Origin of the sequence: Pseudomonas sp. W15Feb9B, assembly GCF_000828175.1 — a bacterium.
GTDB lineage: Bacteria > Pseudomonadota > Gammaproteobacteria > Pseudomonadales > Pseudomonadaceae > Aquipseudomonas > Aquipseudomonas parakoreensis.
The window spans coordinates 1-23,714 of the sequence record NZ_JTKF01000026.1; the positions used below are offsets into that span (position 1 = coordinate 1).

General features: G+C 60.4%; 22 protein-coding genes. 13 read left to right on the top strand and 9 right to left on the bottom strand.

What is annotated here, in order from left to right; all coding sequences use genetic code 11:
• Nucleotides 1-2,018: retention module-containing protein (locus tag OC71_RS14055; RefSeq protein ID WP_041070211.1), on the bottom strand; the 2,018-nt coding region annotated here is incomplete at its 3' end.
• 532 nt (nt 2,019-2,550) lie between these two features.
• On the opposite strand from OC71_RS14055, the gene OC71_RS14060 reads away from it, so the two are divergent.
• The 3 genes from OC71_RS14060 to OC71_RS14070 all read left to right on the top strand — a co-directional run bounded on the left by OC71_RS14060 (nt 2,551) and on the right by OC71_RS14070 (nt 7,761).
• Entirely contained in the window at nt 2,551-3,909 is a 1,359-nt protein-coding gene (locus OC71_RS14060; RefSeq protein WP_041070213.1) for a TolC family outer membrane protein, read from the top strand.
• A 157-nt stretch (nt 3,910-4,066) separates the two neighbouring features.
• A complete protein-coding gene (locus tag OC71_RS14065) occupies nt 4,067-6,229 on the top strand; it encodes a type I secretion system permease/ATPase (protein ID WP_041070215.1) in 2,163 nt (720 codons plus the stop codon).
• Nucleotides 6,230-6,402: 173 nt separating this feature from the next.
• A complete protein-coding gene (locus OC71_RS14070; protein WP_041070217.1) occupies nt 6,403-7,761 on the top strand; it encodes an HlyD family type I secretion periplasmic adaptor subunit in 1,359 nt (452 codons plus the stop codon).
• Between the two features lie 144 nt (nt 7,762-7,905).
• On the opposite strand, the gene OC71_RS14075 is transcribed toward OC71_RS14070, so the two are convergent.
• Both OC71_RS14075 and OC71_RS14080 read right to left on the bottom strand, forming a co-directional pair.
• Complete coding sequence (locus OC71_RS14075; protein WP_041070219.1) at nt 7,906-8,502, bottom strand: tRNA-uridine aminocarboxypropyltransferase; 597 nt, start codon at nt 8,500-8,502, stop codon at nt 7,906-7,908.
• 5 nt (nt 8,503-8,507) lie between these two features.
• A complete protein-coding gene (locus OC71_RS14080) occupies nt 8,508-9,401 on the bottom strand; it encodes a LysR family transcriptional regulator (protein ID WP_041070221.1) in 894 nt (297 codons plus the stop codon).
• Nucleotides 9,402-9,784: 383 nt separating this feature from the next.
• On the opposite strand from OC71_RS14080, the gene speB reads away from it, so the two are divergent.
• The 5 genes from speB to OC71_RS14105 all read left to right on the top strand — a co-directional run bounded on the left by speB (nt 9,785) and on the right by OC71_RS14105 (nt 15,109).
• Nucleotides 9,785-10,735 (top strand): agmatinase, encoded by a 951-nt coding sequence (gene speB, locus OC71_RS14085; RefSeq protein ID WP_003222717.1) that lies wholly within the window; start codon nt 9,785-9,787, stop codon nt 10,733-10,735.
• 10 nt (nt 10,736-10,745) lie between these two features.
• Nucleotides 10,746-11,168, top strand: coding sequence for a nuclear transport factor 2 family protein (locus tag OC71_RS14090; protein ID WP_041070223.1), 423 nt, complete (start codon nt 10,746-10,748; stop codon nt 11,166-11,168).
• A 54-nt stretch (nt 11,169-11,222) separates the two neighbouring features.
• Entirely contained in the window at nt 11,223-12,734 is a 1,512-nt protein-coding gene (locus OC71_RS14095) for a cytosine permease (RefSeq protein WP_041070224.1), read from the top strand.
• Between the two features lie 185 nt (nt 12,735-12,919).
• Nucleotides 12,920-14,299, top strand: a complete 1,380-nt coding sequence (locus OC71_RS14100; protein ID WP_041070225.1) for a sodium:solute symporter — start codon at nt 12,920-12,922, stop codon at nt 14,297-14,299.
• Between the two features lie 84 nt (nt 14,300-14,383).
• Nucleotides 14,384-15,109 carry an MBL fold metallo-hydrolase gene (locus OC71_RS14105; RefSeq protein WP_041070226.1) on the top strand — a complete coding sequence of 242 codons (726 nt, stop codon included), beginning with the start codon at nt 14,384-14,386 and terminating at the stop codon, nt 15,107-15,109.
• A gap of 107 nt (nt 15,110-15,216) precedes the next feature.
• Here OC71_RS14105 and OC71_RS28525 read toward each other — a convergent pair whose 3' ends face one another.
• Nucleotides 15,217-15,345 carry a PA1414 family protein gene (locus OC71_RS28525; RefSeq protein ID WP_003184145.1) on the bottom strand — a complete coding sequence of 43 codons (129 nt, stop codon included), beginning with the start codon at nt 15,343-15,345 and terminating at the stop codon, nt 15,217-15,219.
• Between the two features lie 142 nt (nt 15,346-15,487).
• On the bottom strand, nt 15,488-16,381 hold the full coding sequence (locus OC71_RS14110) for a LysR family transcriptional regulator (RefSeq protein ID WP_041070227.1): 894 nt from the start codon (nt 16,379-16,381) through the stop codon (nt 15,488-15,490).
• 104 nt (nt 16,382-16,485) lie between these two features.
• On the opposite strand from OC71_RS14110, the gene OC71_RS14115 reads away from it, so the two are divergent.
• Entirely contained in the window at nt 16,486-17,667 is a 1,182-nt protein-coding gene (locus tag OC71_RS14115; RefSeq protein ID WP_041070228.1) for an MFS transporter, read from the top strand.
• On the opposite strand, the gene OC71_RS14120 is transcribed toward OC71_RS14115, so the two are convergent.
• From OC71_RS14120 to OC71_RS14130, 3 genes are all read right to left on the bottom strand, one after another.
• Entirely contained in the window at nt 17,612-18,544 is a 933-nt protein-coding gene (locus tag OC71_RS14120) for a DMT family transporter (RefSeq protein WP_041070230.1), read from the bottom strand. The genes OC71_RS14115 and OC71_RS14120 overlap by 56 nt on opposite strands.
• A 241-nt stretch (nt 18,545-18,785) precedes the next feature.
• Entirely contained in the window at nt 18,786-19,190 is a 405-nt protein-coding gene (locus tag OC71_RS14125; protein ID WP_041070232.1) for a DUF2177 family protein, read from the bottom strand.
• Nucleotides 19,191-19,292: 102 nt separating this feature from the next.
• The gene (locus OC71_RS14130; protein ID WP_041070234.1) at nt 19,293-20,129 is read right to left on the bottom strand and encodes a S1 RNA-binding domain-containing protein; all 837 of its coding nucleotides are present in this window, start codon (nt 20,127-20,129) and stop codon (nt 19,293-19,295) included.
• Nucleotides 20,130-20,479: 350 nt separating this feature from the next.
• Here OC71_RS14130 and OC71_RS14135 point away from each other — a divergent pair, with 350 nt between their 5' ends.
• From OC71_RS14135 to OC71_RS14145, 3 genes are all read left to right on the top strand, one after another.
• The gene (locus OC71_RS14135) at nt 20,480-20,668 is read left to right on the top strand and encodes a hypothetical protein (protein ID WP_016985943.1); all 189 of its coding nucleotides are present in this window, start codon (nt 20,480-20,482) and stop codon (nt 20,666-20,668) included.
• A gap of 206 nt (nt 20,669-20,874) precedes the next feature.
• On the top strand, nt 20,875-21,594 hold the full coding sequence (locus tag OC71_RS14140; RefSeq protein ID WP_041070236.1) for a TorF family putative porin: 720 nt from the start codon (nt 20,875-20,877) through the stop codon (nt 21,592-21,594).
• A 71-nt stretch (nt 21,595-21,665) separates the two neighbouring features.
• Nucleotides 21,666-22,535: a DUF6279 family lipoprotein gene (locus OC71_RS14145; RefSeq protein WP_041070238.1), complete on the top strand. Its 870-nt coding sequence runs from the start codon at nt 21,666-21,668 to the stop codon at nt 22,533-22,535.
• A 78-nt stretch (nt 22,536-22,613) separates the two neighbouring features.
• On the opposite strand, the gene OC71_RS14150 is transcribed toward OC71_RS14145, so the two are convergent.
• Nucleotides 22,614-23,006 (bottom strand): hypothetical protein, encoded by a 393-nt coding sequence (locus OC71_RS14150; RefSeq protein ID WP_041070240.1) that lies wholly within the window; start codon nt 23,004-23,006, stop codon nt 22,614-22,616.
• 187 nt (nt 23,007-23,193) lie between these two features.
• Here OC71_RS14150 and OC71_RS14155 point away from each other — a divergent pair, with 187 nt between their 5' ends.
• Nucleotides 23,194-23,469, top strand: a complete 276-nt coding sequence (locus OC71_RS14155) for a hypothetical protein (protein WP_041070242.1) — start codon at nt 23,194-23,196, stop codon at nt 23,467-23,469.
• The last annotated feature ends 245 nt before the right edge of the window (nt 23,470-23,714 follow it).

Here is a 23,714-nt window from a genome sequence, read left to right on the forward strand (position 1 = left end):
ATCTGCAGCACCAGATTCGCGGTGCTGGTATCGCCGTCAGAATCGGTGATGGTGTAAGTGAACGTCTCTGTGCCATTGCCGCCGCCGTGCAGATTCTTGAAGTCGGCATCGGTCGGGTTGAGCGTGTAGGTGTAAGTGCCGTCGGTGTGCAGCTCCAGGGTGCCGTAGGTGCCGCTGAAGGTACCGGCAGTGACCGGGCCGGTCGGTACGCGGTCGGCGCCTTGTACGTCGTTGGTCAGCACGTTGCCGGTCAGCGTGAGCGTGGTTTCCGACGCCGTGCCCGTGTTGCTGTCATTCACCGCTTTGGGCAGGTCGTCGATCACATTGACGTCGAGGGTCGCATTGGCAGTGGTGCCGTTGTCATCCACCACGGTGACGGCGAATTGCTCGGGCAGGTTGTTGGCGCCGTTGGCAGTTGGATGGGCGTCGTTGTGGTCGAGGGTGTAGCTGTAACTCACCACACCGGTAGCTGCGTTGAAACCGGTGATGGTCAGCGTGCTGCCGAGCGGCGTGGTCACCGATTGCGGGAAGCCTGCAGCCACACCATTAGTAACCACGGCAATGCCGCCCACGGTCAGGCTGGTTACACCGTCTTGTGCAGTGATGGTGAAGGTGCCGCTTTGGGTCAGCGCGTTGGCATCAGGGGCGCTGCCGGTGCTGAGGTTTTTCTCGTAAACCGTCAGCTCGCCGCCGTTCACGTCCAGGCCGCTGATGACCACCGGATCGTCGTTGTTGTGGATCTGCAGCACCAGATTCGCGGTGCTGGTGTCACCGTCCGAATCGGTGATGGTGTAAGTGAACGTCTCTGTGCCGTTACCGCCGCCGTGCAGTGCTTTGAAATCCGCGTCGCTGGTGTTCAGGGTGTAGGTGTACGTGCCATTGGCATTCAACACCAGCGTACCGAAAGTGCCGGTGAAGGTGCCCGCAGTCACAGGCCCGGTGGGCACGCGGTCAGCACCTTGCACATCGTTGGTCAGCACGTTGCCGGTAAGGGTCAGCAGGGTTTCCGACGCGGTATTGGCGTTGCTGTCGCTCACCGCTCTGGGCACGTCGTCGATGATGTTGACGTCGAGCGAGCCGGTGGCGCTGTCGCCATTGCTGTCACCGGCAGTCACGGTGAAATGTTCGCTGAGGCTGTTGGCGCCGTCACCGGCCGGATGGGCGTCATTGCCGTTGAGGGTGTAGCTGTAACTGACGACCCCGGTCGCAGCGTTGTAACCGGTGATGGTCAGGGTGTTGCCCAGTTGCGTGGTGATCGACTGCGGGAAACCCGCCGCCACGCCGCCACTGATCACGCTGATGCCGCCAATGTTCAGACTGCTCAAGCCGTCCGGCGCCGACACCGTGAAGCTGCCGCTCTGAGTCAGCGCGCTGGGGTTGGAGGAGGAGCCGTCGGGCAGGTTGGCTTCGTTGAGGGTCAGCTCGCCCCCCGGCACCGCGAGGCCGCTGAGCGTCACCGGATTGTTGACCGGCGGCGGCACGATCGGCGTGTTGTTGCCATTGTCGATCACCGCGTTATGCCGCTCTTCGGGAAACTCGGGAATGCCATTGAAACCGGCGGTCGGGAAGCCGATGACCGGATCCACTCGTCCACCGACTTCAGTCAGCAACACAAAGCTGTGACCACCGCCCGCCTCGCCCGGCACGCCAGTCGGCGCATTCGGGCCCGCAGCAGTGGCTTCAGCGGCTTTGGTCGGGTCTTCGCCGGCAGCGATGGCTTTCTGAATCTGCTCGACGTCAGTCAGCTGTGCTTCGCTCGGCGTCAGCGCTTCAGGGGAGTCGACATGCACCGCCTGATTGGCCAGCAGTTGCCCGGAAAGGGTCATGCTGCTGTCGCGACCCAGGGTCAGTTCGTGGCCATTTTGCAAATGAATGGCGACAGCGCCTTCTGCGCCGGTGATCACTTGATCGCCGGCAAACAAGCGGTCGCCCTCGACCAAAGCGCGGCGAGTGCCGTCGGTGCCTTGAGCAAAAACCTGACCAATGACTTTAGTGACGATCCCGATGAGCGTTGCCATGTGAAACTCCTCCGCTGCCGAACACCGTCGGCACTGGTTCGCGAAGCACGCCCATGGCTCAAGCGGGTTGCCGGGGTGACGCTCGCACCTCGACAGTTCGTTTCGCAGGTAGCGCAAACAAGGAAAGGTCGGTGCTTTCAAGCACTGCGCAATCCTGATTGATGCCGCAAACCCACTAGCGCTACGTAACGGTGGTGAATCACCCGGGTGACAAAAAACCGTCACCCATCTGCCGCTACGCGTCCCTCCCCTTCAGCATTACTTCGCCGTATGTCGCAAAGTGAATGGAACTTTCCTCAAGCCTCTCCGTGCTCCCTGAAGCGCATAAACAAAGGCTTTCGTCCTGAACAATGTGCCGATTTTGGCCAAGCGCATAAGTTTTTTTCGGCATAAGCCTTATGAAAATTTTTTCTTAGCTACGCTTCAGGATGTTCTTAGCTCTGTTGTTACAAGAGTGAAACGCTTACACCTTAAATTATCGTCAAATATTTGGCGACAGTAACACACCATCAGGACCAGGGAGATGCACCCCATGCGCGTTTTAACCCCCCTTTGCAGCGCGGTTTTGCTGGCCATGGCTTGCACTTCTCAAGCCCAGGCCATGAACCTGACCGAAGCAATCCAGAGCACCATTGCCACCCACCCGGATCTCGCCTCGCGTGTGGACGCCAAACTGTCGGCCGATGAGCAAGTGAAAGTGGCCAAGGGCGGCTTCTATCCGTCCGTCGACTTGAATGCCGCCTACGGGCGCGGCTACAGCGACAACACCAATACCCGGGCTTTGGGTAATCACCACACCGAAATTCTCAATTACACCCAGTCGGAACTGCGCCTGCGACAAATGATCTTCGACGGCTTCAACACGGCCAACGAAGTCGAGCGCACCAAGGGCGTGTCCAACTCGCGCGCCTACTACGCGCAAGGCACCGCCCAGGATCTGGCGCTGCGCACCATCGAGGTCTACCTAGAAGTGCTCAAGCGGCGCGAATTGGTGACCCTGGCCAAGAACAACCTGCAAGCGCACCTGCGCGTGAATGATCAGATCGGCCTGCGCACCCAACGCGGCATCGGCAGTACCGCCGACTCCGATCAATCGGTCGCCCGTAAGGCGCTGGCGCAAAACAACCTCGACACCGCCGAAGTCGATCTGGCCGACGCCGAATCGAACTTCTACGCCGTGGTCGGACGCATGCCCGATGAACTCGAAGCGCCACCGTCGACCCGCGGCGAAATTCCCACCAGCCTGCCGGAAGCCCAGCAGAGCATGGTCGAGAACAACCCGTACCTGAAATCCGCGCAGGCGGACGTGCAGTCAGCCGAGAGCCAGTACGAAGTTGCCAAGTCGCCGTTCTATCCTCGATTCGATGCCGAAGCGGCGGTGGGTGCGAACAACAACGTGCAAGGCGATGAGGGCCACGACAACGAATGGCGCGTGGGCGTGATCATGAACTACAACCTGTTCCGTGGCGGCAGCGACAAGGCTCGACTGGCGTCCGATGCGCACCAGATCAACCAGGCGATGGACATTCGTAACAACGCCCTGCGCCAGTTGAACGAGAACATCCACCTGGCCTGGAACGCCATGGTCAACGCGAACAAACAGACCCCGACCGCCCGTGAATACGCCGAGACCACCAAACGCGTGCGCGCGGCGTATCAGGATCAGTTCGGCCTCGGCCAACGCACCCTGCTCGACTTGCTCGACAGTGAAAACGAGCTCTACAACGCCAACCGCCGCTACACCGAAATCCGCTACACCGAGGAATATTCGATGTACCGCGTGCTGGCGAACATGGGCCAGTTGCTGAGCAAGCAACGGGTGGTGCTGCCGGCGGATGCGATCGCGGCGACCGAGGTGAAAAACGAAGCGCGCCTGCCTGAGCTGAAGTAAGTCTCACGATCCCTTGTGGCGAGGGAGCTTGCTCCCGCTGGGTTGCGCAGCGACCCCAAAAACGTTCAACGATGAAGATTTTGTGAGTGCTGCGCACTCAAGCGGGAGCAAGCTCCCTCGCCACAAGGTTGGACCAGTCATTACAGGGGCGATCAATATGACCAGCATGGCCGAAGGCGGACACACCGGGATCGATCCGCGGCTGAGCTTCGATGACCCGTTACTCGACGGTCTGTTGATCCTCTGCAAGCTCCACGGCGCGACGGTCAGTCGCGCCAGCCTGAGTGCCGGGCTGCCCCTGAACAAGCAACGCCTGAGCCTTGACCTGCTGCCCCGTGCAGCGGCCCGGGCCGGTTTGCAGGCGCGCCTGTTGCGGCGTGAACTGAAGGATGTTTCTGCGCTGAATCTGCCGATCCTGTTGCTGCTCAAGGATGGGCGCACCGCCGTCCTGCGGCGTTTTGGCGATGACGGCAAGGCGCTGATCCTGCCCAGCGAAGCCGATGGCGGCGAGCAATGGGTCGAGCGCGAAGAACTGGCCGAGCACTACAGCGGTCAAGCCTTGTTCGCGCGTCCGCGCCACGAACTTGAAGACTTGCGTTCACCGCTGGTGCCGCGGGTCCACGCCTGGTTTCGCGACACGCTGAAGCTGTCGAAATGGCTGTACAGCGATGCGATCCTCGCCAGTTTTCTGATCAACCTGCTGGGCCTGATGGTGCCGCTGTTCGTCATGCAGACCTACGACCGCGTGGTACCGAATCAGGCCACCTCGACCCTGTGGGTGTTGGCGATCGGCCTGTTGATCGGCACCGGTTTCGAGCTGGTGTTGCGGGTGGTGCGCGCGCACCTGCTGGACACCGCCGGCAAGAAAACCGACGTGATCCTTTCCGCGACTTTATTTGAACGCATCACCGGCATGGCGATGAAGGCGCGGCCGGCGACCATCGGCGGCTTCGCCCAGAGCATTCATGACTTTCAGGGCCTGCGCGAATTCCTCACCGCCGTGACCCTGACCAGCCTGATCGACCTGCCCTTTGTGGTGTTGATGCTGGTGGTGATCGGCCTGCTCGGCGGCTGGCTGGTAGTGATTCCGCTGCTGGCGTTTCCGATCACGATCATCTTTGCCCTGGCGATTCAGGTGCGCCTGCGCGACACCGTGCAGAAAAGCCTGAGCCTCGGCGCCGAGCGGCAGGCGCTGCTGATCGAAACCCTCGGCGGCCTGGAAACCCTCAAGGCCTGCAGCGCCGAAAGCGAGCGCCAGCACAAATGGGAAAGCACCCATGGCGCCCTCACCCGCCTCGACAGCCATGCGCGCAACCTCTCCGCGCTGGCGACCAACGGCACACTGTTCATCCAACAGTTCTCGGGGATGGCGACGATTGTTGCCGGGGTCTACAGCATCATCGCCGGCAACCTCAGCGTCGGTGCGCTGGTCGCCAGCTACATGCTCGGCAGCCGGGTGCTCGCGCCGCTGGGACAGATCGCCGGGCTGATCACCCGCTACCAGCAAGCGCAACTGACCATGAAAAGCACCGACGCGCTGATGGGCCTGCCACAGGAGCGTGACGGCAAACAGCGACCACTGGAACGCACACAGCTGCAAGGTGCGCTGGATGTCAGTGGCGTGACCTTTCACTACAACGGTCAGAATGCACCGGCGTTGAGCAACGTCAGCTTCAGCATGAAACCCGGCGAGCGGATCGGCATCATCGGTCGCAGCGGCTCGGGCAAAAGCACCCTGGCGCGGCTGTTGATGGGCTTCTATGAACCCGAGGAAGGCCAGTTGCTGCTCGACGGCCTCGACCTGCGGCAACTGGATGTCGCCGACCTGCGCCAGCAAATCGGTTACGTCGCCCACGACCTGCCCCTGCTGGCCGGCAGCCTGCGCGACAACCTGACCCTCGGCGCCCGCTACATCAGCGACTCGCGCATGCTCGAAGTCGCTGAACTGACCGGCGTTACCGAACTGGCGCGGCAGCATCCGCAAGGTTTCGACCGGCCGGTGGGCGAGCGCGGACAACTGCTCTCCGGTGGCCAGCGCCAAGCGGTGTTGCTGGCCCGGGCGCTGCTGCTCGACCCGCCGATCATGCTGCTCGACGAACCCACCAGCGCCATGGACAACAGCAGCGAAGACCTGCTGCGCCAGAAGCTGCACGGCTGGGTGCAAGGCAAGACGCTGCTGCTGGTCACCCACCGCACCTCGATGCTGAGCCTGGTGGACCGGCTGCTGGTCCTGGACAACGGCCGGGTCGTCGCCGACGGCCCGAAAGAAGCGGTCATCGATGCACTGCGCAAGGGCCGCGTCGGCTCGGCGGCGGTTTAGTTGATGCAACATAAACCTGTGGCCACCTACTTTCTGTGGCGAGGGAGCTTGCTCCCGCTTGGGTGCGCAGCGCCCACAAGATCTTTGGGGCTGCTTCGCAACCCAGCGGGAGCAAGCTCCCTCGCCACAAGGATTGTGTTGACCTGTTTCTCTTGAGTGAGGGGTATCGCCGCATGTCAGCTTCATCTTCGAAAGAGCGCGGCTACTTCGACAGTTTCGGCAAAAGCGCCGAAGCCGAGTTCATGCCGGAAACCGCCGGCGCTGCACTGCAGGATTCGCCGCGCTGGTCGCGGATCACCGTGTGGCTGGCGGCGGCGCTGTTGATCAGTGCGCTGGTCTGGGCCAAGTTCGCCGTGCTTGAAGAAGTGACCATGGGCGAAGGCAAGGCGATTCCGTCGAGCAAGGTCCAGGTGATCCAGAACCTCGAGGGCGGGATCGTCACCGAGATTTTCGTGCGTGAAGGGCAAATGGTGAACAAGGGCGACAAGTTGCTGCGCCTGGATGACACGCGGTTTCTGTCGAACAAGGGCGAGAGCGAGGCCGACCGTTATGCGTTGATGGCGCAGGTCGAACGTTTGTCGGCTGAAGCCGAAGGGCGGCCGATGAAACTCTCGGACGAAGTCGTCAGCAAGGCGCCACAAGTGGCCGAAGACGAACGTGCGTTGTACGACCAGCGCCAGCGTCGACTGGCCAGCGAACAACGCACCCTCACTGAACAGCTGCGGCAGAAAACTCAGGAACTGGCGGAGTTTCGTTCCAAGCAAGGTCAGTACAGTTCCAGCCTGGCGCTGTTGCAACAAGAGATGAACATGTCGTCGCCTCTGGTCGGCACCGGCGCCGTATCGCCAGTGGAAATCCTGCGACTCAAGCGCAGCGCGGTGGAGATTCGCGGTTCGCTGAATGCGACGACCCTGGCGATTCCTCGGGCGGAATCGGCGATCAATGAGATCAAGAGCAAGATTGACGAATCGGAACAGACCTTCCGCTCCGACGCGGCCAAAGACCTCAATCAGAAACGCACCGACCTGTCGAAAATCACCGCCTCGAGCATCGCCATCGACGACCGCGTCAGCCGCACCACCGTGACCTCGCCGGTGCACGGGGTCATTAAGCAGCTCAAGGTCAACACCATCGGCGGCGTGGTGCAGCCGGGCAGCGACATGGTCGAAATCGTGCCGCTGGAGGACAACCTGCTGATCGAAGCCAAGGTGCGTCCGCAAGACGTCGCGTTCCTCCATCCGGGCCAGAAAGCCATGGTCAAGTTCAGCGCTTACGACTACACGATATACGGCGGGCTGAGCGCAAAACTGGAACTGATCGGCGCCGACACGATTACCGATGACAAGGGCAACAGCTTCTACCTGATTCAGGTGCGCACCGATAAAAACCACTTGGGCGGCGATGTGAAACCGCTGCTGATCATCCCGGGGATGGTGGCGACGGTAGACATTATTACCGGGGAGAAAAGTGTGCTGGATTACCTGCTGAAACCGGTGCTCAAAGCCAGGACTGAGGCGATGCGTGAGCGGTAGAAGTTTCTGGATCTGGTGGTGAATTGACTGGCCTCATCGCTGGCAAGCCAGCTCCCACAGGTTCTGAGGTGCTCACAGATTTTGTGTTCGACACGGACACTGTGGGAGCTGGCTTGCCAGCGATGGGGCCAGCCCAGACATCAACTATCTGTCGCCATGATTGCGCTGAAAAACCTCCTCCCCCATCGCCGCAATCTGCCCCTCGATCAACGCCTCGAACGGCTTGAGCAACGGCGCAAACGTGGTCGGCGCTTCAAGAGTTTCCAGCGCCTGCACGATCGCCTCAATCGTCGACAACGCCCCCGGCCCCGGCGCTTTGCGCAGCCGATACCGGGAAACCCCGCCCGCCGCCAGCGTCACCCGCGGCAACGCCGCCAGCAACGGATTGAGATGAAGCATCTTGCGCGCCTTGCGCCAGGTGCCGTCGGGCACTACCAGCAACAACGGTTCTTCGGACTCACGGTAAGCCTGCAGCGGCTGCGCATCGTCGGCGGGAAACAGCAATCGCGCCTGATACCCCGGCCGGTTCAACAGCGCGGGCAAGTCCTCGAACACCTCGCCGACAATCAGCTCGGCATTGGTCAACCCCAGCGCCGCAAGCCGCGCAGTATTCAACGCATGGTTAACCTCGCTCGGGTGCTGCAACAGCAGAACGCGGGTGCGGCTGTCGAGGCGCGGGATCAGCGAGCACAGGCAGTGAGTTTGTGGGCGCAGGCAGCGCGGGCATTGGGGTCTGGACATGTTCTTCAGGCCTGATTGAGCTGTGCTTTGAGCAAATCACGGAAGGTCTGGATCAGCGGTTCGCGGCTGCGGCCCCGGCGCATGATCATCGAAAACGGCGCCTGATAACCGAAGGTCGCCGGCAGCAACACGCGCAAGTCTCCTTTGTCGGCCCAGGCCTGAGCGTAGTGCTCCGGCAGGTAGCCGATGTAGGCGCCGGACAGCACCAGAATCAGCTGTGCCTCCATACTTTCCACGGTCGCCGCGCTGTGTTTGAAACCGTGGCGCGCCAGTTCCGCCTGACTCCAATAACCACGGCCGACCATGCGTTGCTGGGTGATGACCTGCTCGGGAATCCGCCGCTCGTGGAACAACGGATGGCGGCTGCTGCAATACAGCCAGTGCTGCTCGCGGTACAGCGGCATGTACACCAGGCCGCTCATGCGCGTGGAGAACGCGCCGATGGCCAGATCGAGGCGGTTGTCCTGCACACCGAGTTGCAGTTCGTAGGGGCTCATCACCGACAAGTGCAAATGCACCGCCGGGTGCTCCTGGCTATAAGCGCCGATGGCTTCGGCGAACGGCAAGGCCTTGTCGCTGACGGTGGAGTCGATCACCCCGAGATTGAGCGTACCGCGCAGTTCGCCCTTGAGTGCAGCAGCGTATTGCTCGAAACCTTCAAGTTCGGCCAGCAGGCGCAGGGTTTCCTGATGGAACAGCTCGCCCTTGCTGGTCAGGCTGAACCCGCCCCGTCCGCGATGACACAACACCAGACCAAGCGCCGCTTCGAGCTGGCTCATGTAGGTGCTGATCGCCGAGGTCGACAGGTTGAGTTCCTGCTGCGCGTTGGCAAAGCCCTGATGTCGGACCACGCTGACGAAGATGCGCAATAGTTTCAGGTCGGGTAAAGCGTTGGCCATCAGGTACTCCACAAACAAGGATCACAGGTGCGTAGAACGCTGCACCACACCACATCCCCTGTGGCGAGGGAGCTTGCTCCCGCTCGGCTGCGAAGCAGTCGCAAACCCGGCAAATACAGTTGATCAGGTGTACCGAGTCGTGTGGTTTTGGGGCGGCTTTGCCGCCCAGCGGGAGCAAGCTCCCTCGCCACAGTTTCATCAATACATGCCCGAAGAGTCTATCCCGGGCCTGACCATTAGTTTAGAAAAATCTGAACTAAGTTTTTGCCCGTAGCGATTCTTCCGCCGCACTACATTTCGCAGAATCGGCCCCACAGCGGCGTCCGAACCTGTGCTCGACGGTGCGCCGACATAAATAAAACAAAGACGATGAGGCCCTACCCGTGGACAAGATTCTTCACCAACCACTGGGCGGCAACGAAATGCCGCGCTTCGGCGGCATCGCCACCATGCTCCGACTCCCCCATGTACCGACCGCTGCCGGCCTGGACGCTGCCTTCGTTGGCGTGCCACTGGACATCGGTACTTCGCTGCGCCCCGGCACCCGCTTCGGGCCGCGCGACATCCGCACCGAATCGGTGATGATCCGCCCGTACAACATGGCCACCGGCGCCGCGCCGTTCGACTCGCTGTCGGTTGCCGACATCGGTGACGTGGCGATCAACACCTTCAACCTGCTCGACGCCGTGCGCATCATCGAAGAAGCCTACGACAACATCCTCGAGCACAACGTGATCCCGATGACCCTGGGTGGTGACCACACCATCACCCTGCCGATCCTGCGTGCCATCCATAAAAAGCACGGCAAGGTCGGTCTGGTGCACATCGATGCCCACGCTGACGTCAACGATCACATGTTCGGCGAGAAGATCGCCCACGGCACGACCTTCCGTCGCGCCGTCGAAGAAGGTCTTCTGGACTGCGACCGCGTGGTGCAAATTGGTTTGCGCGCGCAGGGTTACACCGCTGACGACTTCAACTGGAGCCGCGATCAGGGTTTCCGCGTGGTGCAGGCCGAAGAGTGCTGGCACAAATCGCTGGCCCCGCTGATGGCCGAAGTGCGCGAGAAAGTCGGTGGCGGCCCGGTGTACCTGAGCTTTGACATCGACGGTATCGACCCGGCCTGGGCGCCAGGCACCGGCACCCCGGAAATCGGGGGTCTGACGACCATTCAGGCGATTGAAATCGTTCGCGGCTGTCAGGGCCTCGACCTGATCGGCTGCGATCTGGTAGAAGTCTCGCCCGCTTACGACACCACCGGCAACACCTCGCTGCTGGCCGCCAACCTGCTGTACGAAATGCTCTGCGTACTGCCGGGCGTGGTCCACCGCTGAGGGTTCGGCCATGCACGAACGTGATCAGGTTCTGAGAGCGGCTGCCGATCTGGTGTCCGCCTTCGCTCGCAACGATCGCGAAGCTTATTTCGGCGCGTTCAGCGCCGATGCGAGTTTCGTGTTTTACACCCTCGAACAGCCGCTGCTGTCGCGCGATGCCTATCAGGCCTTGTGGGACAGCTGGCGCGCCGAGGATGGCTTTGAAGTGCTGTCGTGCACTTCGAGCAACGCCTTCGTCAGCCTGCAAGGTGACGTGGCGGTGTTTATCCATGACGTGGCCACCGAGCTGCGCATGCAAGGGGAGCAACATTTCAGCCAGGAGCGCGAGACGATTGTTTTCAGGAAACAAGCGTCGAGCCTAGAACAACAAGGCCATTGGCTGGCCTGCCACGAACATTTGTCCGCAATGCCGGAAGGGCTGCCATCCCCTTAGCCAAACGGGTGACGCTCACGCACGATGAGCGCGCCTTTATGATCGGAGCAGATCATGAATAACAACAACAACGACCAAAGCCTTACGCAAATTGAAACCCACGGAGTCGAACAGATCCCGGACCACGAACGCACCGCAGGCCCGACGGACTTGTTCCGGATGATCTTCGGTGGTTCCAATACCTTTGCCACCGCCGTGCTCGGCAGTTTCCCGGTACTGTTCGGCCTGTCGTTTCAGGCCGGTGTCTGGGCGATTGTGCTGGGCGTGCTGCTCGGCTCGCTGATTCTCGCCCCGATGGGCCTGTTCGGCCCGATCAACGGCACCAACAATGCCGTGTCCTCCGGGGCGCACTTCGGCGTGCACGGGCGGATCGTCGGCTCGTTCCTGTCGCTGTTGACCGCCATCGCGTTTTTCTCGCTCTCGGTGTGGAGTTCGGGCGATGCATTGATCGGTGGGGCGAAACGCCTGATCGGTCTGCCGGAAACCGACCTGACCCTGGGCCTGGCCTACGGTCTGTTCGCGATTCTGGTGCTGACCGTGTGCATCTACGGCTTCCGCTTTCTGTTGTGGGTGAACAAGATCGCGGTGTGGAGCGCCAGCCTGTTGTTCCTGCTGGGCATCTTCGCCTTCGCCGGTCCTTTCGACGTCAACTACGCAGGCACCGTGAACCTCGGGCAACCGGGCTTCTGGGCGGCGTTCATCGGCGCGGCGCTGGTGGCGATGAGCAACCCGATTTCCTTCGGTGCGTTTCTCGGCGACTGGTCGCGCTACATCCCGCGTGACACCTCCAAGCAGCGAATCATGGCCGCCGTGGTGCTGTCGCAAATCGCCACGTTCATTCCGTTCCTGTTCGGCCTGAGCACCGCGACCATCGTCGCGATCAAGGCGCCGGACTACATCGCGGCGAACAACTACGTGGGCGGCCTGCTGGCGGTATCGCCAAGCTGGTTCTTCCTGCCGGTGTGCCTGATTGCGGTGATCGGCGGCATGTCCACCGGCACCACCTCGCTGTATGGCACCGGGCTGGACATGTCCAGCGTGTTCCCACGGGTGCTGTCGCGGGTCAAGGCGACGCTGCTGATCGGCGTGCTGTCGATTGCCTTCATCTTCATCGGGCGCTTTGCGGCGAACCTGGTGCAGAGCGTGTCGACCTTCGCCGTGCTGATCATCACCTGCACTACCCCGTGGATGGTGATTATGATCATCGGCCTGCTGGTGCGTCGCGGCTTCTACTGCCCGGATGACCTGCAAGTGTTCACACGCGGCGAACAAGGCGGACGCTACTGGTTCAACCACGGCTGGAACTGGCGTGGTCTGGGTGCATGGATCCCGAGCGCGGCGGTCGGCCTGTGCTTCGTCAACCTGCCGGGGCAGTTCGTCGGCCCGCTGGGCGAGATGGCCGGCGGCATCGACATCAGCCTGCCGGTGACGCTGGGTCTGGCGTCGGTGGTGTACCTGACACTGCTGAGCCTGTTCCCGGAACCGCGGGAGGTATTTGGACCGCAGGATGCGCGCAGTCAAGGCGCGGCGGCGCAAGCAAAATCGGCACTGCGCCAGGCGGCCTGATTCACACAGAAAATTTGAAGGATTGGAGTTCTTGTGGCGAGGGAGCTTGCTCCCGCTCGACTGCGCAGCAGTCGCAATGAAGCTGTTGGGGCCGCTTCGCAGCCCAGCGGGAGCAAGCTCCCTCGCCACAGAGAGGCATTCGATTCAGCGTTCCACATAAAAAAGACAATCGGAGACACGCCATCATGGCTTTGGATTTATTCGTCGTCCTCATCTACGCCGCCGGCATGCTGTTGCTCGGCTACTACGGCATGCGCAAGGCCAAGACCAACGAGGACTTTCTCGTTGCCGGGCGTAACCTGGGCCCGAGCCTGTACATGGGCACCATGGCCGCGACCGTGCTCGGTGGCGCGTCCACCGTCGGCACCGTGCGTCTGGGCTATGTGCATGGCATTTCCGGCTTCTGGCTGTGCGCGGCACTGGGTTGCGGCATCGTCGCGCTGAACCTGTTCCTCGCCAAACCGCTGTTGAAACTGAAGATCTACACCGTTACCCAAGTCCTGGAAAAACGCTACAACCCGATGGCCCGCTCGGCGAGCGCGGCGATCATGCTGGCCTACGCGCTGATGATCGGCGTGACCTCGATCCTCGCCATCGGCACCGTGCTGCAAGTGCTGTTCGGCCTGCCCTTCTGGATCTCGGTATTGCTCGGCGGTGGCGTGGTGGTGATCTACTCGGCGATCGGCGGCATGTGGTCGCTGACCCTCACCGACATCGTCCAGTTCATCATCAAGACCGTGGGCCTGATGTTCATCCTGTTGCCGATCTGCCTGTACCGCGTCGGTGGCTGGGACGAACTGGTGCTGAAGCTGCCGGCAGCGGCGTTCAACTTCACCACCATCGGCTGGGACACGATCATCACCTACTTCATGATCTACTTCTTCGGCATCCTGATCGGTCAGGACATCTGGCAACGGGTGTTCACCGTCAAGACCGCCAAAGTCGCGCAGTACGCCGGCAGCATCGCCGGTATCTACTGCATCCTCTACGGGCTGGCCTGCGCGCTGATCGGCATGGCTGCGCACGTGCTGATCCCGGATCTGGACAACGTCAACAACGCCTTCGCCGCCATCGTCAAACTGTCGCTGCCGGACGGCATCCGTGGTCTGGTGATCGCTGCGGCACTGGCGGCGATGATGTCCACCGCCAGCGCCGGCCTGCTCGCCGCGGCCACCACCCTGACCGAAGACCTGCTGCCGAAACTGCGCGGCGGCAAACAGTCGAGCTTAGGCGTCAACCGCCTGTTCACGTTGCTCACCGGTGTCGTGGTACTGGGTATTGCGCTGGTGGTGAATGACGTGATCAGCGCCCTGACCCTGGCCTATAACCTGTTGGTCGGCGGCATGCTGATTCCGCTGATCGGCGCGATCTTCTGGAAACGTGCGACCACCGCCGGCGCCATTGCCAGCATGGGCCTGGGTTTCGCCACCGCGCTGCTGTTCATGTTCAAGGACGGTCTGGATGCGAACACGCCGATCTACTACAGCCTGGCTGTGGGCCTGGTGAGTTTTGTGGTGGTCAGCCTGGTCTCCCCTCGCCCGGCGACGGTGGCGAGCGCGATCTAAGCTTTACGTAACGACTTGATGCTTTCTTCGACGGGTGTGGCGTCGGTTGCCACACCCGTTTTTTTCGCCTGGAGAAAATGATTGATGAAGATTGTTTCTCGCGATCAATGGTTTGAAGTTCAGAATCTGAGCGATGGCATTCGGTTGATCCACGAGCCGTACATCCGCCCGTTCTATCGCTGCAACCTCTGGCACATCCAGGGCCGCGACAAGGATCTGCTGCTCGACAGCGGTTCAGGGCTGGTCAGCCTGCGCGAGCAATTGCCGTGGATTACCGAGCGGCCATTGGTGGCGGTGGCCAGTCATTGCCACTTCGATCACATCGCCGGGCATCACGAATTCGCCGAACGCCTGGTGCATCGCGCCGAGGCCGACATCCTCGCCGCGCCGGACGGCGAGAATGACCTGAGCCGGGCCTTCGTCGGCGACGACATGTTCGAGGCGCATCCGGACTGTCCGCTGTGCTACGCCGAATACCGGGTCAAGGCTGCGCCAGCCACCGGGTTTGTCGAGGATGGCGATGTACTGGATCTGGGCAACCGCACGCTGCAAGTGCTGCACACGCCGGGGCATTCGCCGGGCGGCATCAGCCTGTATGAAGCGGCGACCGAAACGCTGTTCAGCGGCGACATCATCTACGACGGGCCGCTGATCGAAGACGCCTACCACTCCGATCTGCAGGATTACGCCGCCAGCCTGCGGCGCTTGCAGACGCTGCCGATCCGCACTGTGCATGGCGGGCATTTCGGCAGTTTTTCCGGCGGGCATTTGCGTTCGATGATTGACGCATGGCTGCGCGGGCACGCTTGAGTTCCACCACAAAAGCAAAAGATCGCAGCCTTCGGCAGCTCCTACAGGAAACACATTCCCTGCAAGAGCTGCCGAAGGCTGCGATCTTTTGATCTTTTATTTGAGCACTACCGCCGGCGAGGCTGACGCCGGCGCTGTTCGTCATCGGTGCGGATCGGTACGGGTTGCAGAGGCGGTTCGATCAAGCCGAGGGCAACACCCAAATCGTGCAGCCAGTTCTGAATTTTCTCTTTCATCGTCATGCCCCCTTCAGGGTAGTGCTGAGCGGCCGGAATTCTGAGGCCGCTTCGCACTGATAATAGTCCGAAGTCCTACGCAATGCTCGGCCAAATCCGCAATGATCTGTTACTGAATTGAACAGAATTACGATGGGTTGGTTCACGCCGTCCGCCGGGGTTCACTCGATGCCACGGGATAGAGCGCTTGCTGCTGTTCAATCCAGGCATTGAGGTTGGCCCCGACCATGCCCTTGCGCCACATGAGCCACGTTGTCGCACTGGCGAACGGTTCGGCCAACGGGTGCACTGCAACGCTCTCGCGCCCCGGCAGACTGGCGAGCATCGACTCCGACATCAATGCCACCCCGCTGCCGGCAATCACGCAGGCAAGCATGCCTTGATAGGACTCGATCTCCATCGCCCGGCCCATTGCCGCCTGATAGTGGACGAACCAGGCCTCCAGCCGGGCGCGGTAGGCGCAGCCATGGCGGAAGGTAAACACCGCCCTGCCCTCGACGTCCTTGGCGCTGCGGATCGGCGGATGATCGGCCTCGCTGATCAGCACCAGACGCTCCTCACACAGCGGCACACCGTCGATCCCGGCCAGTTGCGGCGGGCCATCCACCAGCGCCGCGTCGAGGCGCCCGGAGACCAGGCCTTCGAGTAACTCGCCGCTGGGCCCGGATTGCACTTGCAGGTTCACCGCCGGGTATTGCTTGTGATAACGCGCCAACAGCGCCGGCAAATGGATCGCCGCGGTGCTGTACAGCGTGCCGAGGACAAAATCCCCGGCCGGTTGCCCGCCCATCACCGCCGCACTGGCCTGATCGCGCAGGGCAAACAGCTTGCCGGTGTAGTCCAGCAGGACTTTTCCCGCAGGGGACAACTGCAAACGCTGACGCTCACGAACGAAAAGTTCGACGCCCAATTGCTCTTCCAGCTGTTTGAGCCGGGTCGACAGGTTGGACGGCACCCGATGCAGGCGCTCGGCGGCGCGGGTGATCGAACCTTCCTCGGCCACTGCCTGAAAGATCCGCAATTGGCTGAACTCCACAAGCCTTCTCCATAACAGAACAAGTTTCTCACTATTATTCAATTTTAAAGAAAGTCAATCGGTTCTAGCCTGACGGTCATTGCTCCTCCAAAGGAATCCTGACCATGTCGCCACTGATTCGCTTATCCGCCTGTTTCATCGCCCTGATGATGGCCATGGGCATCGGGCGTTTCGCCCTCACCCCGCAACTGCCGCACCTGCTCAGCGAAGGCCAGATCGATCTGACGGCCGCTGGTCTGATTGCTGCGGCCAACTACCTCGGCTATCTGTTGGGCGCGGTGGATGCGATGTTCGCCCATCGTCCGCCGCAAGTGCAGCGGCGTTTGCATGGCGGTTTGTGGCTGTGCGTGGTGCTGACGCTGGCATCGTTCTGGGCCAACGGTTTCTGGGCGCATTTGCTGCTGCGCTTCGGCACCGGAGTGGCGAGTGCCTGGGTGCTGGTGATGATTACGGCGCTGAGTCAGCCTTTGGCAGCGGCGGCAGGTCGGCCACGGCTGGGTGCGCTGGTATTTGCCGGCCCCGGACTGGGAATTTTTCTGACCGGGTTGCTGGCACTGTTCTCACATCTGCTGAACCAGACCTCTGCCACGTTGTGGCTGATCTATGCCGGCGTGGCGATGCTGATGCTGCTGGGGATCGTGCGAATCCTGCCGCAACCGGGCGTGCACACGCCGGTCGCCACGCTCAACGTCAATCATTCGAATCGCGGCATCCCGCGACTGGCAGTGGTGTATGCGCTGTATGGCTTGGGTTACATCATCCCGGCCACATTCCTTTCGCAAATGGCCAACGCGCAGTTTCACGGGCAATGGCAGGCCGATCTGTTCTGGCCGTGCTTCGGCCTTGGCGCGGCCATCGGCGTGTTGCTGGTGAGCCTGCGACGCCACGACCCGAACACCACACGGCACTGGCTGACCGCCACCCTGTGGTTGCAAGCGCTCGGGGTCTTTGCCTGTCTGTTGGGCAGCAGTTATGGCCTGGCGCTGGGGGTGGTGTTGTGCGGCATGCCGTTCCTCGCTTGCATGCAACTGGTGATGCAACGCTCGCGGGAACTGGCGCCGCACAGCACCCAGCGCAACGCCGGGCTGCTGACGGCGTGCTTTGCCGTCGGCCAGCTCAGCGGCCCGTTGCTGGCGGCGCTGAGCAGCCATTTCAGCGGCGGCTTGCAACCGGCGCTGGTGATCGCCGGCAGCGGTCTGCTGATTGCCGGCGGGCTGGCCTTGCAGTCAGTCAGCGCTGGCCGAGGGCTTGGCGCAAACGCCGACGCACCCACTGCTCAGCGCTGACAAAAGTGATGCCCAGCAACACCAGTACCGCGCCGATGACGAAGTTCACGCTCAATGCTTCACCGAGCAGCAGCACGCCGAAGGTGACGCCGAACAGCGGCGTCATGAACGAAAACACCGCCAGATTGGCCGCCAGATAGCGGCGCAGCAGCCAGAACCAGGTCAGGTAACTGAAAAACGACACCACCAGACCCTGAAACAACACGCTGGCCACCGCCACGGGGGTCAGGCTGACGTGGCTGATCTGGCCGCTAAACAACGCAATCAACAGCAGGCCAGCGAAGCCGACGATCAACTGATAGAACAGGGTCAACGTCACTGGCGCCTCTGACAGACGCGAGGCACGCACCACCACGGTGGTCGCGCCCCAGCAGGCGCCGGCAATGACCCCGAACGCGTCGCCCAGCAGCATGCGCCGGTCGAGGTTGTCCCACGACACGCCGCCGGCGAAGGCAATGGCGATACCAACGAACGCGAGCAGAATCCCCAGCCACTGCAGCGCCCGCAGACGTTCGCTGGCCAACAGGAAATGCACGCCGAGCGCAGTGAAAATCGGCGCGGTGTAGAGGAACACCGACATGTGCGCGGCGGTGGTCAGTTGCAGACCTTCGGCGATGAAGAAGAACTCCAGACCGAACAACGCACCGGCCAGCAGTCCGCCGCGCCAAGTGTTGCTCACCTGATCCCAACCGCCCTTCCAGCACAGCAGCAGGCCCACCAGCAGCGCAGAAATCCCCGAGCGCCCGGCGGCTTGCATCACCGGCGCGATGTCCGGCGCGGCCCACTTGATCATCACTTGCTGCACGCCCCAGATCAGGCAGAGGCCGATCATCACCTGCAAGGCAAACCCGTCGGCATTGCGCCGCTCGACACTCACCGCAACACCTCGAAAACACACAACATGGCAGCCGTCCACTGGTCGAAAATCTGTGTCGGGGATTATCAATCACTCGGGCAAAAAAAGCCGTCTGAAAAAGACTTTGGATGCGTCAGTAACGTCACAGGTGAATGGTTGTCGGCTGCGCCGCCATTCGCGAGCAAGCTCGCTCCCACAGTCGACCGCACTTCCCCTGTGGGAGCGAGCTTGCTCGCGAAGGCGTCTGCCCAGACAACCAGGATTATGCAGCTGACCTCACAAATCGCTTCGCAACCAGGAAACCGACCGAGCAGGCAAGAGCCGTGGCAAACGTCCCCCACGCCCAATCCATCAAACTCACCTGCACCGACCACCCGTGCAATGTCGCCCAATTGGTCAGGTCATACGTGCCATACGCCACCAGCCCCAGCAGCACGCCCATCTTTGCCGCGCGTTGCCAGCTCAGCGCCGGCAACACCACAAACTGCACGCAACCAAAAACGTACAGGCAATAAAAAACCGCTGCCGGAACCAGCAGCGGTTTTTCGAGCATCAGCGAACCGAGCAGCTCGCGGTAGGTGGGCGCCATCAATACGCCGAGCCAGATACCGTCGAGCAACAGAAACGCCAGCAGTGTGGCGCCATAGGCAATCAACGCTTTCTTCATCTGCAAACCCTCATGTAGGAGCTGCCGCAGGCTGCGATCTTTTGCCTTTGAAGATCGAAAGATCTCAGCCTGCGGCAGCTCCTACATGGGGCCAACGGTCACTCAGGTTAGTTCAATGCGATCAGCATGAATGACGATCTTGCCTTCCTTGTACAGCGAACCGATGGCCTTCTTGAAGTTACCCTTGCTGACCCCGAACAGACTGCTGATCAGCGCCGGATCGCTCTTGTCACTGACGGCCAGCGTGCCATTGTTTTCGCGCAACTTGGCGAGGATTTTCGAGCTGAGGCTGCTCGCCGCTTCCTGACCTACCGGTTGCAGGCTGAGGCTGATCTTGCCGTCGGCGCGCACTTCCTTGATGAAACCCTTCTCGCGCATGCCGGAGCGCATGAACTTGAAGATTTCATTCTTGTGGATCAAGCCCCAATGCTTGTTGTTGATGATCGCCTTGAAACCCATGTCGGTGGCTTCAGCCACCAGCAGATCAACTTCCTGACCGGCGCTGTAGTTGGCCGGTGTCTTGTCGAGGTAGCGATCCAGACGTGCGGTCGCGGTGATGCGGCGCGTGTGTTTATCGAGATAGACGTGCACCACGCAGTACTCGCCAGCGGTCATCTGCCGCTTTTCTTCGGAATACGGCAGCAACAGATCCTTTGGCAGGCCCCAATCGAGGAAGACACCGATGCTGTTGACTTCAACTACTTTCAGGCTGGCAAATTCACCGACCTGAACTTTTGGTTTTTCAGTGGTAGCGAGAAGTTTGTCTTCGCTGTCCAGATAAATAAATACGTTGAGCCAGTCTTCATCTTCGCTGGGAATATCTTTAGGGATATAACGGTTGGGCAAAAGAATTTCGCCGTCAGCACCGCCGTCCAGATATAAACCGAAGTTAGTGTGTTTAACCACTTGCAAACTGTTGTAACGCCCGACTAAAGCCATTTTCCAAAACCCTCATTGCGTGGCGGCATTCTACCCGGTTTTGCCGGTCTCGTTCGCCGAGCGAGCAACCGGGCGAAGAAAATCCGCGGGGCACCTTGATTTTCCTTGGTTTGGCGCAAGCGAGTCGCCATTCGTCAGGCCGGTGCGGCACCTGACGCAGCGTTTCACGGCTTACATTTTCAGTAACGAGCAATAAATGTTGTTATTTAAAACAGTGGCTTAGGCGGATATTTCGAATAATTAAGCGAGAATAATCCACCCGCACACTCAGTTATTCCCGGGGATATTTATCAAGCAATTGTCAAGTTATTCCTGTACGATGCCTGGCCGAGTTACTTTTCTACAGGTTAATGGCCGCCATGCGTGTAAAAGCATCCACCAGCAAAGCAAAGCCAGCTCCAGCCGTTGAAACCAGCGAATCGATCAATGATCAAATCGCAGCGTTCCTCAAGTCCGGCGGCGAAATCCAGCAAATTGCCAAAGGCGTCAGCGGCCAGACGTTCGGCCCGTCCAAGCAGATCAGCCTGGGCAAGAAGTAACACCCGGTAAAACACCCGTCCTGAGACGCTTTGAGCTTCGAAGCGTCTGGACAGGCACCCGCGCAACACCCTCACTTCTGTTTAATCAATCTTTTGAAAATCGACGAACGGCCATCATTGCCGAGCATTCGCCGGTATCCTTGCACGCGTCTGGATCAAGCGTTTCAGCAGGCTCAGCCCTGCCCTCGCTGTTCATGGAGTGACGCATGCTCAAATCAAATTCCTGTTTATTGCTTGTGGGCCTACTGGCCTGGTCATCGGTGCACGCGCAGATTTTCCAGCGCGAGCTCGGCGACTTCGACCTCAAACTCGGCACCACGCCCAGCCGCAGCATGGCCCAAGGTCTGGTCAAGCCGGCAGCCGTCGGCTCGTTCCACGGCGGCCTGGATCTGAGCCACGACAGCGGCCTGTATGTCGGTCAATACGCGCCGAGCATGGGCCTGACCCCGGGCAAGAACCTGGAAATCGACTCCTACGTCGGCTTCAAACAACCTTTCGATCAGACCCTCGGCTACGAAGTCGGGATGATCCACTACAGCTATCCCAAGGTCGAGACCCTCGACAGTCAGGAACTGTTCGGCGGCCTGACCCTGCTCGGCAGCCGTTTCGGCATAGCCGTCAGCAACGACCCGGACAAACAGAACAACACGCTGTTCGCCGACCTTGGCGGCAATCAGCCGTTCGGCATCGGGATCAGCATGAAATACACCACCCATCAATTGAACACGCCGGTGTCAGTGGACGGTGGTTATGTCAGCAGTTTTACCGATTGGTCGGTGAAATTTTCCCGACCGTTCATGGGCGTCGATCTCGACCTGATCTACAGCAATTCCAACCTCAGTGGCAGCGATTGCTCGGCGTATTCCGGGCACAACAGTCAGTGTGACGGGCTGGTGACGCTCAAGGCCGAGCGCGCATTCTATTGATCGGCTGAACCGCCGGGAGCTTCCTGCGTTCACATAAGAATCAGACGTCAGGCTCTCGCAAGGATTCGCTCATGTCTCGCTGGTTCAAACACCTCGCCACCCTGCTGATTTTCACCCTTGCCCTCGGCGCCTGCAGCCGTGTCGGCCTGGCCTACCGCAACCTCGACGTGATCATCCCGTGGACGCTCGGCGACTACCTGGACATGAACGGCGAGCAAAAAGACTGGTTCAACGAACGGCTCAAGGAGCACCTGAACTGGCACTGCACCACACAATTGCCGGGCTACCTCGATTGGCTGGACCGTTTGCAGAACATGGTTGAAACCAATCAGGTGACCGACGCTGCGCTGCAAGCGCGAATCGCAGAGGCCAAACAGGCCATCGCCGAAACCGCACGCCAGATCACACCGTCGGCCATCGAGTTACTGCAAGGGCTGGACGACAAACAAGTGGCGGAAATGAACGACGCGTTCGCCAAGGATCTGCGCAAACGTGAAAAGGAATACGTTAAACCGCCGCTGGCGCAACAGATTGCCGAACGCGGCGCACGCATGGACAAGCGCCTGACCGACTGGCTGGGTCCGTTGAGCGTGACTCAGGAACAACGGGTAATGGCTTGGTCGACCGCCCTGGGCGATCAGAATACCCAATGGATCGCCAACCGCGCCCACTGGCAGCAGCAGTTCAGCAATGCCGTTGCTCAGCGCAAAAGTCCGGAATTCCCACAACGAATCGAGACACTTCTGGTCAACCGCGAGCGTTTATGGACAGCGGATTACCAAAAAGCCTACGCCAACACCGAAGCGCAGGCGCGTTCGCTGGCGGTGGATCTGATGGCCGAGAGTACGCCGCAGCAGCGTCAGCGGTTGCTCAAGAAAATCGAGGGTGTGCGTAAGGACTTCAATGATTTGAAGTGTCTGAAGGCAGTAAAGCAGGAATAGAAGATCAAAAGATCGCAGCCTTCGGCAGCTCCTACAGGGTTATGTGTAGGAGCTGCCGAAGGCTGCGATCTTTTGTTTTCAGGCAATTTGCGCTTTAGAAGCCACCTCATCAAACGTCGCCTCATCCAGCGCATCCACCTGCTCATCCAGCACTTGCCGTGGATGGTCATTGCCGGGAATGCTGCTGTCGATCAGGCTCAACAAGCTGGAACCCCGCTGGGTCAGTATGAAATTGTTACCGGTGCTGCCCTCATGATCCGGACGCGGTTCGATGAACCCACGGTCCAGCAGTAACTTCTCGTACTCGCAGGCCACCGTTTTCAGGTGATCCAGATTCTCGATCGGCTCGCCCGCACTGGCTTTCTCTGCTGCGTAGTCCTCGGCATATTTTCGCGGCGCGAAACTTTCGCCTGCACTGTTCTGCACTTCATGCAGCAAGCGTTCAATCAAATCCCAGTTATAAGTCGTCATCCTGATTCAACCTCCGGTGCGCGTGATTTGGGGCACTGTCATAGGTTGTGACCCGGACACACCGCAGCCGTTCAGCTGCATTTTCCGCAGCGAGCGACCGACATGCTGTTTGCGACAACTCTGAACTTTTCGTCGCATCGAGGCCTCCACCCAATAACCCGCCTTAACCGGAACGGAGGCCTGCCCCATGAAAACCCTGCTCAAGCTCACCCTCGCCGCCACCCTCGCCTGCGCCCTGCCCGTCTGGGCCTGTACCCCAGAAGAAGCCACCGCCAAACGTGAACAACTGGCCAAGGAAGTGGCCAAGCTCACCGAACAGAATCCGGCCAAGGCCAAGGAAATCAATGCCGAGTTGCAGAAGATGGATTTGGGCACGGCCAGTGCAGATTTGCCGGACAAGTGCCAGTTGATTGATCAGCGGTTGAAGGAATTAGGCACGGCCGAGAAAAAAGCCGAGGGCTAGAAGCAAGATCAAAAGATCGCAGCCTGCGGCAGCTCCTACACCGAACCCCGTAGGAGCTGCCGAAGGCTGCGATCTTTTGCCCCTGAAAATGCATTAATGCATTTATTTTATTGCACAAACGCATATCCAGACTAAGGTTACCTCGAGCAAGGAGATCGGCACCGTTCATCGCAGATGAAAACCGTTAACCACCGATCGCTCGGCAATACCGCAACACCACCACAAGCTGGACGCTTGTTTTCATT